This window comes from Syntrophus sp. (in: bacteria) (genome assembly GCF_040768185.1).
GTDB classification, from domain to species: domain Bacteria; phylum Desulfobacterota; class Syntrophia; order Syntrophales; family Syntrophaceae; genus Syntrophus; species Syntrophus buswellii.
On sequence record NZ_JAXGNC010000003.1, the window covers coordinates 54,218 to 67,214 of the forward strand.

The following is a 12,997-nucleotide window of genomic DNA, read 5'->3' on the forward strand; positions in this document are numbered from 1 at the left end:
CGGCCGTTCGGCTACAGCGAGGGAAAACACCGTTGAAACGCCGCACCGGTCCTCCCCCTCTGCGGAAACGGAGAATTCAGGCCGGCAGCTTACCAGCGGTGTTTCCGCCGGGCGAAACGAATTTATCTCAAGGCGTTGTAAATGAGCGCCGAAATCTCGAAGGCCGTCTGCGGACCCCGAAGGATTGCAATGCCCTCCTCGCGGGCCTTGTCGATGACGCTTTGCTCCACCTGAAGGCTTCGGGGAATCACAATGGCGACCACATCCTTCAGTTTGGCGACCCCGAGGATGTTGATATGCCTCTGCATGGTGATCCAGACGGAGTCTTCTTCAATGTTTGCAATGGCATCGGACAGGAGATCCGATGTGTAACCGGTTCGAATCTCCCGGTCCATGTTGATGTCACCTGTTATTGCTTCACAACGAATGTTCCCGATCAACTCGGCAAGGGTCATCTTTCTTATCTCTCCCATAGGTTTTTCGATGCCGCCGGCGAAATCATCAAGCAGGCCGGGGTTGCTTTTATGCGCCTTCCTTCTTCTCCGGATGATCCGCCGCCATGGAGGGCGGAACGATACGGGCCAGGTAGAGAATTTCCTGGGCCAGGATCTTGATGCGATCTCTCAATTTGATTACGCAATCCGTTTCAAAGGCTGTTCCCCGGATGATGTCCTCAGCCAGCGCCCGGCAGCTCGGACAGCCGCAGGCACCGCAGTCGAGTCCGGGAAGCTCTTTTGTAATTTGATCAAGGCGCTCCATCTTCACGAGCGCCATGGCCACGTCCTCGTCCAGGGTCATAATGGGACGGGGCAGGATCGGCTCCGTGGATTCGAAGTGTCCTTTCCCGTACATGTCACGAAGCTCTTCCTCGCTGTAGTAGGATGGCTGTCCGCCCGCACGGGCGATCAGGCCCCTCAGGTGGACTCTCCCGACAAAGCTGTTCTGGATGTTCAGGGGGCCGCCCACACATCCTGCATCGCAAACCTTCATCTCGATGAAATCGACATCCTGCAGTTCACCGCGCTCTATTTCTTCAAGAAGACTCATGACATTCTGAACCCCGCTTACCGCCAGCGTGGTTCCGACTTCGATGCTCTGCGGTTCTCCGGTCAGGTATCCCCAGGACATGCCTTTTTTGGTCGCCTTATGGAGACTGCGCTGTTGTGCCTGTGCTTCCTGATCGACCGGCCCTTTGTGGAGATTTTTAATGATGTCCCGGTAGATGAGGTGGGCACCGATTACACCGTTGACAGCGGAATGCTTCGTTGTGATGGGCTGCCTCGCCTCCGTCACCTTTGCGGGGCACGGTGAAATAAAGATGGCGCCGATCTCGTCATAGGCGATCCCGGTCTTCTTTACCGCCTCATCCTTGGCAATGCGTGCAGCAATCTCCATCGGAGAGAGGACCTGGGTTGTCTGCTCCAGAAGGCCGGGAAACTTGATCTGCATCAGGCGGAGAACGGCGGGACAGGAGGTGGAAAAGATGGGTTTCTTTATCTTTGAGCTCCGGAGTTTCTGGCTGACGATGTAAGCGACGATTTCAGCGGCAAGGGAAACTTCAAATACCTCATCGAAACCGATGTTCAGAAAGGCCTGAAGAATGTCCTCAATGTTCTCGCCCTCTTTAAACTGCCCGAAAAATGACGGATCCGGCAATGCGATGTTGTACTTATACTCGGAAAGCTTTTTGAGCGTGTCGCTGTGGGCATACTTGGCATGGTGGGGGCATGACTTGATGCATTCTCCACAGTCGATGCACCTCTCATCCATAATGGCGGCTTTCCCGTCATGCACCCGGATCGCTTCCGTTGGGCAGTGCTTGATACAGATGGTGCAGCCGATACATTTTTTGACGTTGAGCTTCACGGAATGAAAATACTGCATCATAGCAACTCCACCCCCTAAGGACCGGTCACAGAATTCAAATAAACGGTGGCTCTCAGAATGGTCCCTTCATTGATCTTCGATTCAACGGACAGGTCATCTGAGTTCTTTTTGATATTTGGAAGCCCCATCCCGGCGCCGAAGCCCATCTCCCGTATTTCGTCAGAGGCTGTGGAAAATCCCTCCGACATGGCCAGCTCAATATCGGGAATTCCGGCCCCTTCATCCGCCGTCTTAACGTAGATGGCCACCGGGTCAACATGGACTTCAAGCTGCCCATGGCTTCCGTGGATCGCGACATTCATGGCCGCTTCGTAGATAATGATGGCTACCCGCCTGATGATATCCTGGCCTAAGCCCAGCTGCTGCAATATTTTTTTTACGCGCGATGCAGACTCTCCGGCCATGAAGAAATCCTTTTCTTCTATGGGAAATTCCAGGGTAATCTGGGGAGTGGAAGCATCGCTGGCCGCCATAGGTCCGTCAATCCCCGCTGACCAGGTTCAGATCTTCCTGGTGAACACCCTTTATAAAAAGTCGGCCGCAGCATTCATAAATCAGAAGAGATGTCGAGAGGATAGGAATCCCATTCTGCTGGGCATTGACGATGATCGTCTCATTGGGCTTCTTCCCGCCGGCAAAGACCACGCCACTGGCGTCCATGACATGGGCCGTGTGAACGACATGGGCATTGAGCAGCGATGTGACGAGGAGCGAGCCGGGTTTGAGATGAAGGAGCATTTCGCTGATGAGGTCGCAGGCGAAACAGTCCTTTACCTCATGGTCAAGGCAGTCATCTCCGCAAAGCAACTGCGCTTCAATAATTTCCTGTATATCCCTTATTCTCATGTACGATATCCCGCAGAAGCTTGTTTTGGCAACCAATCCGAACCCGGGGTGAAGGCTGTGCCGCACTTCCCCCCGAGCAGAGATCATGCACCATACATTACCCTTATTTTCAATGTAACGGCTATAGAGCATTATGAATCTCTTGTCAATCATTGTCCGCACAACGCAGGGTTCTACTGTCCTGAACGCTTTTTTTTTCAGCAAAGCCCGCGGCGGAAAACGGGTGGGGAAGTTTCCGTGCCCATCGAACTGCGGGACCGGATGGACAGCAGAATGCCTGTAGAGAAAACAGTAGAATAAGCAAGCACTTCAGGCTTCCGTTAATTAGTGATTGATTTGTTGATTCCTTTTCAATTATTAATCATAAAATGATGACTAAACAATTGACTAAACCGGGAATTGATAGTAAAAAAGCCCACCAAGGTGTGGACCGCCTTTTTTGTTCGTTCTCAGTGCGCCCTGCCCCGGGGATAACAGGGAAAGCTCACGGGGACTTCCGCCGATGATCCGGGAGTTCCGCTGCGATTTTCACGTTCATACGTGCCTTTCACCGTGCGCTGATCTTGATATGTATCCCCGGGCCATCGTAGCCATGTCCCTTGCAAAACGCCTCGATATCATTGCCATTTGCGACCACAACGCATCGGAAAACGTTCTCTATGTCATGAAGGCTGCGGAAACAACGGGGCTGACCGTCTTTGCAGGCATGGAAATCACGAGCAGCGAAGAGGTTCACGTTCTCGGGCTCTTTGATAAGATGGAAAATCTGCATTCACTGCAGGAACTTGTCTACCGCCACCTGCCCGGACAAAACGACGAGAAATACTTCGGATGCCAGGCCATCGTCAACGAACATGACGAAGTGGAAGGATTGAGCGACCGGCTCCTGATCGGATCGACAGAGCTTTCTCTTCAGCGGGTTGTGGACGAAATCCACAACCGGAACGGGGTCGCCATAGCCGCCCACATCGACAGGGAAAGCTTCAGCATCCTGGGGCAGCTCGGATTCATCCCCAAAGACATCCCGCTCGACGCCCTTGAAATATCAAGCCGCACAGGAATTGCCAAGGCGCGTCTCCTTTATCCAGAGCTCGCACGGTTTGCCTTCATAGAATCTTCGGATTCCCATGTGATCGGCGACATCGGGAGGGGAATCACCAGGGCGTTCATGAAAGAACCAACGACATCGGAATTGAAAATGGCCTTCAAGAAGACGGGAGGCCGCTACATCGCGGAGTAGGATCTTGCTGGAACTGGCACTTCATATTCTGGACATCGTCGAAAATTCAATCCGCGCGGGGGCCGGCCTGGTCCGCATCCAGGTCCGGGAAGACGAGGCCAGGGACCTTTTTCTGCTGCGGATCACCGATAACGGACATGGCATGTCGCCGGAAGAGCAGAGAAAGGCGATGGATCCATTCTATTCGACAAAGAAGGTGAGAAGGATAGGGATGGGGCTCCCTCTTCTGTCCGACGCGGCGGAACGGTCGGGGGGCAAAATGATTTTGAAATCGAGGCCCGGGGTGGGAACAGCAATTTCAGCAGAGTTCGGGCATCGGCACATCGACCGTCAACCCATGGGCGACATTGTTTCGGTCCTGATGGCGATCATCGTGGGCAATCCCGGCATCGACTTTATTTACAGGCACGAAGTGCAGGGCAGGATCTACCTGCTCGACACCAGAAACATAAAAGAAGCATTAGAGGATGTTCCGCTGAATCATCCTGAAGTTACAGCTTTCCTCCGTGAGCAGATTGCGGAGGGGCTGCGGGACATTGGTGCAGCGGTGTAATTTCCCCTGAGAGAGGAGAGGTTTCATGGAGAACGGCAACAGCGAATTACTTCAAGAGTTTACAGAAGAACAGGTGGTAAAGCTGGACGAGATCATCGCCCGCTTCAAAGGAAAGCCAGGGGGGCTGATTCCCTGCCTGGAAGAGGCCCAGGTGGTCCTGGAGTATCTCCCGCTCCCGGTCCAGAAAAGAATTTCAGAGGGACTAAACGTGCCGTTGTCCCAGGTTTACGGCGTTGTAACATTCTATTCCTTCTTTACGATGACTCCGCGGGGCCGTCACACGGTGCGGGTCTGCCTGGGAACGGCCTGCTACTGCCGCGGCGGGAAGGCCCTAGCGGAAAACATGGAGAGAGAGTTCAATCTTGCGGAAGGGGAAACGACGGAAGACAGGCGTTTTACCTATGAGACGGTCCGTTGCCTCGGTGCCTGCGGTCTTGCTCCGGTCATCGTGGTGGATGAAAATGTTCACGGACGGATCAAAGCGCAGAAGATGAAAACGGTTCTGGATGAGTACGAATAACAACCGGGCCTGATGGATTCAAGGCAGTGGATATCGGGCACGAAGGAACGCACGGAACGTTCCACCCCTTTCCCTGACACCTTCAATCCGGGAGCTATGAGAAAGAGGTAAACAAAATGGCGAAGTTGAAGATTGAAGATCTGAAGAAGATCAAAGAGAAAGTTCAGTCCCAGACAGCTTTGAGAGAGGGCGGGCACCGGGCCAAAGTCACCGTTCACATGGGTACCTGCGGCATCGCGTCAGGCGCCCGTGAAGTCCTTGACGCCCTGATGCGCGAGATGGAAGAAACCGGCGTGTCGGACGTTATCGTCACCACATCGGGCTGCATGGGGTTGTGCAGCCGGGAGCCCCTGGTCACCGTGGAACTGGCAGGCAAGGAACCCATCAAATACGAAAAGATGAATGAAAACAAGATGCGGCAGGTTTTCAAACGCCACGTCATGGAAGGTGAAATTCAGACACCCTTTGTCCTCGCAAAAGGCGCCGAGATCGTCCGGTAGGGGGACGGGGACGGTTGTCCCCAATTGTGGATTCCATTTACAGAGGAGGATAAGATTTAATGAAAGTTTTTCGCTCGCACGCACTTGTCTGCGGTGGTACCGGGTGCCACGCATCGGGCAGTATTGCCGTCAAGAAAGCCCTTATCGACGAGCTCAATAAGCGCAACCTGTCGGAAGAAATCAAGGTCGTGGAAACAGGCTGCAACGGATTCTGCGCCATGGGGCCCATCATGGTCGTCTACCCCGAGGGTATCATCTATATGCAAATCAAGACGGAGGATGTCCCTGAACTCGTCGAAGAGCATTTTATCAAGGGACGCCCCGTGGAAAGACTCTTCTTCAAGGAACCGGGCAAGGAAGAGGGAATTCCCTCCATGCAGGACATTCCTTTCTTTGCCCTCCAGGATCTCCGCGTTCTGCGTAACCGCGGCCTCATCGACCCGGAAAACATCGAGGAGTATATCGCCCGGGACGGTTATGCCGGCATGGCCAAGGCCCTCACGGAACTGACGCCCGAACAGATCGTACAGGAAGTCCTCACATCCGGTCTGCGCGGCCGCGGCGGCGGAGGATTCCCGACGGGGCTCAAGTGGCAGTTCGCCCAGCGCTTCACAGGGGACACAAAGTATGTTCTCTGCAACGCCGATGAGGGAGATCCCGGGGCGTTCATGGACCGCAGCGTTCTGGAGGCGGACCCCCACGCCGTTCTTGAGGGCATGGTGATCGCCGCCAAGGCGATCGGATCGAACAAGGGTTACATATACTGCCGTGCCGAATATCCCCTTGCCATCCAGCGCCTTAACGTGGCCCTTGCGCAGGCCCGCGAAATGGGCCTTCTGGGCAACAACATCCTGGATACCGGCTTTGATTTCGACATCGAGATCTACCAGGGCGCCGGCGCTTTCGTCTGCGGCGAGGAAACAGCCCTGATGACCTCCATCGAGGGCAAGCGCGGCATGCCGCGTCCGAGACCGCCCTTCCCCGCCGAGGCCGGCCTTTGGGGAAAACCCAGCGTGCTCAACAACGTGGAAACTCTGGCCAATATCGGCCAGATCGTTCTGCGGGGCGGCGAATGGTACGCCAACGTGGGTACGGAAAAGTCCAAGGGGACGAAGGTTTTTGCGCTCACCGGCGACGTCAACAATGTGGGTCTCGTGGAAGTTCCCATGGGCACAACCTTGGGAACCATCATCTATGACATCGGCAACGGGATCCCCGGCGGCAAGAAATTCAAGGCCGCACAGCTCGGCGGTCCTTCCGGCGGCTGCATTCCCATCCAGCACCTCAACGCGTCCGTCGATTATGAGAAGGTGGCCGAACTGGGCGCCATCATGGGATCCGGCGGACTTATCGTCATGAACGAAGACAAGTGCGCCGTCGACATGGCGCGTTTCTTCATGGATTTCTGCAAGGAAGAATCCTGCGGGAAGTGCACTCCCTGCCGCGAAGGCACAAAGAGGATGCTCGAAATTCTCACCAACATCTGCAATGGAAAAGGGAAGGAAGGGGACATCGAACTTCTCGAGGAAATGGCCTACACGGTCAAGGATGCCGCCCTGTGCGGTCTGGGCCAGACGGCCCCCAATCCCCTGCTTTCCACCCTCAGGTATTTCCGGGATGAGTATGAGGAGCACATCCGCGACAAAAAATGCCGCGCCGCTGTCTGTACAGCTCTTTTCAAGTCACCCTGCCAGCATACCTGTCCGATCGAGATGGACATTCCTTCCTACATTGCGCTCGTTCGCGCCGACCGGGTGGAGGATGCCTACAAGGTGCTGCTGAAAACAAACCCCTTCCCCTCAGCCTGCGGCCGCGTCTGCGACCACCAGTGCATGACCAAATGCCGCCGGGGGACCCTGGATGAACCCGTTTCCATCAAGTACCTGAAGCGATACATTACGGATCAGGCACCTCGGCCTGACATCAAGCCTGTCAGCGTGACACGGAAGGAAAAGATCGCCGTGATCGGGGCAGGCCCTGCCGGCCTGACCTGCGCCAGGGACCTTGCGCTGCGCGGTTACAGCGTCAAGGTATTTGAAGAGCTTCCCACTCCGGGCGGCATGCTCAGCTGGGGTATCCCCTCCTACCGGCTGCCCCGGGAAATTCTGAACAGGGAAATCGATGACATCCGGAAACTTGGAGTAGCTATTCAGTGCGGCGTTCGAGTCGGACGCGACATCTCCTGGGATGACGTGAACAGAGACTTTGATGTCGTTTACCTTGCACCGGGCGCCCACAAGAGCCAGAGAATGGGCATCGAGGGCGAGGACCTCAAGGGCGTCTGGGGCGGTGTTGAGTTCCTGCGCGATTTCAACATGAACGAAGCGGCCTGGACAAGCAGCCAGAAATCGCTGGGCGACCGGGTCGCCGTCATCGGCGGCGGCAATTCCGCCATCGACGCGGCGCGCACGGCACTGAGGCTCGGGGCTGACGTCACCATCCTCTATCGTCGCCTTCGGGAGGATATGCCCGCCGCCAAGGAGGAAATCGAAGCGGCCGAACACGAAGGAATCAAAATTGAGTACCTCGTCGCGCCTGTGCGGGTGATCGGATCAGACGGACAGACCACGGCGATCGAGTGCCAGAGGATGACCCTTGGGGATTTCGACTCCAGTGGACGCAAGCGCCCTGTCGTGATCGAGGGGTCCAATTTCACCCTTGCCGTGAACACCGTCATCGCCGCAATCGGCCAGACGCCTGATCTGACCTTTGTTCCCGAGGGAAGCAACGTTTCCGTCAACAAATGGTCCTGTTTCGATGTAGCAGGCAACGGGTTCCGCTCCGGAACGACAAACCCGAAGTTTTTCGCCGGCGGGGACGCTGTCACAGGCCCCAGCACGGTCATCAAGGCAATCGCGGCAGGACACCAGGCCGCCGACGATATCGATGCCTCCATCCGGAAGAAGAATGGCGAACCGGCCTGGACGCCCCCGCCGGAAGAAGAAATCTCCATCCCCTTCGTCATGGATGAAGAAACGGTGGAATGCCCCATGGCAGCGATGCCTGAGATGGAATCATCTCTCCGGAAGTCGAATTTCCTGGAGGTCGAACTCGGATATGCCCGGGAGATCGCCATGAAAGAGGCGACCCGGTGCCTGCGCTGTGATGTGGAGCTCTGATCCTGAAATTTTAATGTTTCAGCACTCCCTGCAGGAATGAGCCAAAGGGCCTGCCTGCAGGGAGCGTCCCTTGATAGGAGAATAAAATTGTATGGATTCCAATGAAATGTTAAACGTTACGATAGACAACCAAAGTGTGCAAGTTGAACCTGGAACAACCATCCTGCAGGCGGCAAAGAAGCTGGGGATCAGGATTCCTACCCTTTGCGCCTACCAGGAGCTGGATCATTTTCCGGGCGCTTGCCGCGTCTGCGTCACGGAAGTCGACGGGATGAGAAGCCTTGTGGCTTCTTGTGTTTACCCGGTAGCGAACAACATGGTCGTGCGGACGAACACGGAGCGCGTGAGAACGGCGCGCCGCATGGTCGTCGAACTGCTTCTGTCCAATCATCCCACGGAATGCAACCACTGCGTCCGCAACGGAAATTGCGATCTTCAGAAGGTGGCCGAAATTACGGGAGTGAGGGAAGTGCGCTTCCCATACCCGGAATACCAGAGGGAAAGCATGATAGACATGTCGAGCCCATCCATTGTGCGCGACAGCCGCAAGTGCATCCAGTGCCACCGATGCGTCGCCGTTTGCGATAAGGTCCAGACCGTCAACGTCCTGACCCCGTCGTGGCGCGGCAGCGAAGTCAAGGTAGCGCCGGCCTTCAATCTTCCCCTGCTGGAGACCAACTGTATCGCCTGCGGGCAGTGCATCATGGTCTGCCCCGTGGGAGCCCTTTATGAGAAAGATGATGTGGATAAAGTCTGGAAGGCTCTCGAGGACCCGACAAAGCATGTCGTCGTTCAGGAGGCACCGGCAATCCGTGCGGCCCTGGGCGAGGAATTCGGAATGCCCCCCGGAAGCCTTGTAACTGGAAAAATGATCGCGGCCCTGAGGCGTCTTGGATTCGACAAGGTGTTCGACACGAACTTCGCTGCAGATCTCACCATTATGGAGGAGGGGACGGAGCTTCTGCACAGGGTCAAGACCGGCGGTGCCCTCCCGATGATCACCTCCTGCAGCCCAGGCTGGATCAAGTTCTGTGAACACTTCTACCCGGATCTTCTTGATCACATTTCCACCTGCAAATCGCCCCAGCAGATGTTCGGGGCCATGGCCAAGACCTATTATGCCAGGACAGCAGGAGTCGACCCGAAAGACATGGTCGTCGTCTCGATCATGCCCTGTACTGCAAAGAAGTTTGAAGCCCAGCGGCCTGAGATGTGCGCATCGGGTTACCGGGACGTGGATTACGTTCTCACGACAAGAGAACTCGGCCGGATGATCAAGGAAGCGGGCATTGACTTTGTCAATCTGCCCGATGAAACCTTCGACGCCCCCATGGGTGAGTATACCGGTGCGGCAACGATTTTCGGAGCCACGGGAGGAGTCATGGAAGCGGCGCTGAGGACCGTTTACGCCGTTGTAACGGGTGAGAACCTTCAGAGTCTCGACGTGACCCCCGTCCGCGGCCTGGATGGCGTTAAAGAAGCCGCTCTTGAGGTGGGGGAACTGGGAAAGGTCAAAGTGGCCGTTGCCCATGGAATGGCTAATGCCAGAAAAATCCTCGACAGGATCCGTTCCGGCGAGGCGGACTGGGCCTTCATCGAGTTCATGACCTGCCCCGGTGGCTGCATCGCCGGCGGCGGTGAGCCGATTCCGACGACAAACGAAATCCGTACACTGCGCTCCCAGGCGCTCTACGAAGATGACTCCGAGGTCCAGGAGCACCGGCAGTCACACGAGAACGCCTCAATCAGGAAGGCCTATGAGACCTTCCTGGGGCAGCCAAACGGAGAACTTTCACACAGGCTTCTTCACACCCACTACACAAAGCGGGGCACCGAACTTCCCCACAAGGATGTCAAGTTGGGCGGGACGGAGATGCCTGAACACCACGCAGAAAACTTGGAGCAGCGAGTTCACTGATTCCAGGAGGGGGTTTGACCGTCCGGTCAAACCCCCTTTGGTTATTGCACGACAAAACCCGGAATTTTGGGAATCTGGAAGAATGGTTTATTCTATCCCCTTATCTCTTCCTCTGCTGTCGATACGTTATTTCCGCACGCCGTACCCGCCTTTCATCCTTTTTCCCAGTTTAAGATTTCCGGTCCATGAACTGAATAAGAGAGCAAACCAGTGATCACAGCCCCGCTGACAGTTCGACAAATCCCCATGGAGTCATTTTCCAGGCTGATCCCGGTTTTTTTTGAACATGTTCAAAAGATCATCGATCTTCCCGTTTGATGGTGCTTTTTTACCTCCCGATCATTTTTTTGGTTTAACCCATCCGTATAAGAGACGTTTTTGCCAAGTTCCGCATACTCTTCAACATGTCGCACAAAATGGGTTACCGCAGCTGAAGTTGAGTTTGAGGAGCATTGTCATAGTGATTGACATCTCTAATTTCCGAGTGTTATTATAAACTAATGATAACTTTTTCTGTGAAAAGGCAATCAAATAATTCTTTGCGGGTTCCAGGCCGTTACGGTTTCCATTAAGCTTATCTAAGTAATCGCTGCATGATACAAGGAGGAGCATCATATGGTTAAAATAAGAATCACTATGAACGGCAGTGAAGTGCTTGCGCCGCAGGGCGTTACGATTCTTGATGCCGCGAAATCAGTGGGGATCAACATTCCTACACTTTGTCATCACCCAAAACTCGAACCGATCGGTGCCTGCCGAATTTGCGTCGTTGAAGTGAAGGGACAGAGAAGCCTTGTAACGTCATGCACGTTTCCGGTCTTTGAGGGCATGGAAGTCGAAACGGAATCTCCGAAAGTGGTGGCCGCCAGAAAGCTCATCCTGGACATGCTGTTTTCCGAGCGAAACCACTACTGTCCGTTCTGCGAGATGAGCGGTGATTGTGAACTGCAAAACCTCGGATATCTCTATGGAATTGATCACTGGGTCTTTCCGACTTACACCCGGGCATTCCCCGTAGATTCCACCCGAACGTATTTCTTCATGGACCAGAACCGCTGCGTGTTGTGCCAGCGCTGTGTACGGGCCTGTAATGAACTTGTTGCCAACCACACCCTCGGGCTCAGTCAGCGCGGATCCCTGGCGATGGTCAGCGCAGACGCCAACATGCTTTTTTCCCAGTCCACCTGTATTTCCTGTGGCAACTGCCTGCAGTTTTGCCCCACGGGAACCCTTACCGACCGGCGCAGCTCTTTTATGGGACGCAGCAATCAGGCGGAGCGTGTTAAGAGCATCTGCAACCGGTGCAGCATCGGTTGCGGGACATCGATCATAACGCGGGGCGGCAACGTCCTGCGCATCGAAGGTGACTGGGGCTCACCGGTAAATGGCGGATTGCTCTGCAAAAGCGGCCGTTTTGAACCGCTCTATGACGAACGAAAGCGCCTTCTCCAGCCCATGATCCGCCGTGGGAAAAAGCTTGAGACGGCAAGCTGGGAAGAAGCCATTGCAGGAATCGCCGACAAAATGGAAAATGCCAAGGCAACGGAGATCGGCTTGCTGATTTCGGGTGACGCAACCAATGAAGCGCTGTATCTAGCCAACCGCCTCTTCAAGGAAGGACTTAATGCCCAAAATGTGGGCATCCTCTCCGGCGCATCCCCTGATTTGATGGCTCAGAAAACGGGCAACCTCAGCGACCTTTCAGAGAGCGACCTGATTCTTGTGGTTGGCGCAAATCCCGTTTCGGATCAGCCCGTCGCCTCCTTCCTGGTTAAGCGTCTCGTCGACAAAGGGACGCGGCTGATCGTAGTCGATGACGGGGAAAACGGACTGTCCCCTGTTGCCGAAACCACCCTGAACATTGAAGACATCGGGAAAGCGATCGAGATCGCCGACACCGTGAAGAAGGTGGCCGTTCTCTATGGAAAGGATGTCACCGAGCAGGCGGCGCAGGCCCTCACAAGGCTCGCCGCAAAAGCCGTTTTCGTCTCCCTTGAACCGGGCGTCAATACGCGAGCTGCCGTGGCATTCGGGATGAATAACGGCTTCCAGCCAGCCTCGGCCAAGATCCTCTACACGATGTTGGGCGAGGCGGATTGGAATGGAGGAGATATCCTGAACACATTGGATCCAGACGCCTTCGTCATCCTCCAGGCCGGTTACGCCTCCCTGCTTACCGACAGGGCCGACGTGGTGCTTCCCTCTGCGATCTGGTCGGAGCGGTCCGGCTCCCTGACCAATACCGAAGGAATTGTACAGATGGCCAACCAGGCCGTGGAGCCCGAAGGAGAAGCCAAGCCTGACTGGGAAATCCTCGCCATGCTGGGCGACAGACTGGGAAAAAACATCGGCGCATCCTTCGCTGATATCTCGGCCCGCGCCGCACAGGAATTGAAGTGAAAGGAGACTGATCC

At 55.3% G+C, this 12,997-nt stretch carries 11 protein-coding genes; 7 read left to right on the forward strand and 4 right to left on the reverse strand.

Features of this window, described 5'->3' with window-relative positions; all coding sequences use genetic code 11:
* Positions 1-122: 122 nt before the first annotated feature.
* The 4 genes from AB3175_RS04615 to AB3175_RS04630 are packed head-to-tail and all read right to left on the reverse strand — an operon-like array spanning position 123 to position 2,733.
* Positions 123-473, reverse strand: coding sequence for a serine kinase (locus AB3175_RS04615; protein ID WP_367359781.1), 351 nt, complete (start codon positions 471-473; stop codon positions 123-125).
* Positions 474-522: 49 nt separating this feature from the next.
* Positions 523-1,887 carry a [Fe-Fe] hydrogenase large subunit C-terminal domain-containing protein gene (locus tag AB3175_RS04620; protein ID WP_367359782.1) on the reverse strand — a complete coding sequence of 455 codons (1,365 nt, stop codon included), beginning with the start codon at positions 1,885-1,887 and terminating at the stop codon, positions 523-525.
* A 14-nt stretch (positions 1,888-1,901) separates the two neighbouring features.
* Positions 1,902-2,360, reverse strand: a complete 459-nt coding sequence (locus tag AB3175_RS04625; RefSeq protein WP_367359783.1) for an ATP-binding protein — start codon at positions 2,358-2,360, stop codon at positions 1,902-1,904.
* A 7-nt stretch (positions 2,361-2,367) separates the two neighbouring features.
* On the reverse strand, positions 2,368-2,733 hold the full coding sequence (locus AB3175_RS04630) for a DRTGG domain-containing protein (RefSeq protein ID WP_367359784.1): 366 nt from the start codon (positions 2,731-2,733) through the stop codon (positions 2,368-2,370).
* 502 nt (positions 2,734-3,235) lie between these two features.
* Between AB3175_RS04630 and AB3175_RS04635 the strand changes: the two genes are divergently transcribed.
* The 7 genes from AB3175_RS04635 (at position 3,236) to AB3175_RS04665 (ending at position 12,983) form a co-directional block, all read left to right on the forward strand.
* Positions 3,236-3,973, forward strand: a complete 738-nt coding sequence (locus AB3175_RS04635) for a PHP domain-containing protein (RefSeq protein WP_367359785.1) — start codon at positions 3,236-3,238, stop codon at positions 3,971-3,973.
* 4 nt (positions 3,974-3,977) lie between these two features.
* A complete protein-coding gene (locus tag AB3175_RS04640) occupies positions 3,978-4,526 on the forward strand; it encodes a sensor histidine kinase (protein WP_367359786.1) in 549 nt (182 codons plus the stop codon).
* A 25-nt stretch (positions 4,527-4,551) separates the two neighbouring features.
* Positions 4,552-5,046 carry an NAD(P)H-dependent oxidoreductase subunit E gene (locus AB3175_RS04645; protein ID WP_367359787.1) on the forward strand — a complete coding sequence of 165 codons (495 nt, stop codon included), beginning with the start codon at positions 4,552-4,554 and terminating at the stop codon, positions 5,044-5,046.
* Positions 5,047-5,162: 116 nt separating this feature from the next.
* On the forward strand, positions 5,163-5,546 hold the full coding sequence (locus tag AB3175_RS04650; RefSeq protein ID WP_367359788.1) for a ferredoxin: 384 nt from the start codon (positions 5,163-5,165) through the stop codon (positions 5,544-5,546).
* 59 nt (positions 5,547-5,605) lie between these two features.
* Positions 5,606-8,665, forward strand: coding sequence for an NADH-quinone oxidoreductase subunit NuoF (nuoF, locus tag AB3175_RS04655; RefSeq protein WP_367359789.1), 3,060 nt, complete (start codon positions 5,606-5,608; stop codon positions 8,663-8,665).
* 91 nt (positions 8,666-8,756) lie between these two features.
* A complete protein-coding gene (locus AB3175_RS04660) occupies positions 8,757-10,583 on the forward strand; it encodes an NADH-dependent [FeFe] hydrogenase, group A6 (protein ID WP_367359790.1) in 1,827 nt (608 codons plus the stop codon).
* 615 nt (positions 10,584-11,198) lie between these two features.
* A complete protein-coding gene (locus AB3175_RS04665; RefSeq protein ID WP_367359791.1) occupies positions 11,199-12,983 on the forward strand; it encodes a molybdopterin-dependent oxidoreductase in 1,785 nt (594 codons plus the stop codon).
* Positions 12,984-12,997: the final 14 nt, after the last annotated feature.

Coding starts and splice junctions, on each gene's coding strand:
- AB3175_RS04665 (WP_367359791.1), top strand. CDS start 11,199: ATGGTTAAAATAAGAATCACTATGAACGGCAGTGAAGTGCTTGCGCCG.
- AB3175_RS04615 (WP_367359781.1), bottom strand. CDS start 473: ATGGGAGAGATAAGAAAGATGACCCTTGCCGAGTTGATCGGGAACATT.
- AB3175_RS04625 (WP_367359783.1), bottom strand. CDS start 2,360: ATGGCGGCCAGCGATGCTTCCACTCCCCAGATTACCCTGGAATTTCCC.
- AB3175_RS04645 (WP_367359787.1), top strand. CDS start 4,552: ATGGAGAACGGCAACAGCGAATTACTTCAAGAGTTTACAGAAGAACAG.
- AB3175_RS04630 (WP_367359784.1), bottom strand. CDS start 2,733: ATGAGAATAAGGGATATACAGGAAATTATTGAAGCGCAGTTGCTTTGC.
- AB3175_RS04635 (WP_367359785.1), top strand. CDS start 3,236: ATGATCCGGGAGTTCCGCTGCGATTTTCACGTTCATACGTGCCTTTCA.
- AB3175_RS04650 (WP_367359788.1), top strand. CDS start 5,163: ATGGCGAAGTTGAAGATTGAAGATCTGAAGAAGATCAAAGAGAAAGTT.
- AB3175_RS04620 (WP_367359782.1), bottom strand. CDS start 1,887: ATGATGCAGTATTTTCATTCCGTGAAGCTCAACGTCAAAAAATGTATC.
- nuoF (WP_367359789.1), top strand. CDS start 5,606: ATGAAAGTTTTTCGCTCGCACGCACTTGTCTGCGGTGGTACCGGGTGC.
- AB3175_RS04660 (WP_367359790.1), top strand. CDS start 8,757: ATGGATTCCAATGAAATGTTAAACGTTACGATAGACAACCAAAGTGTG.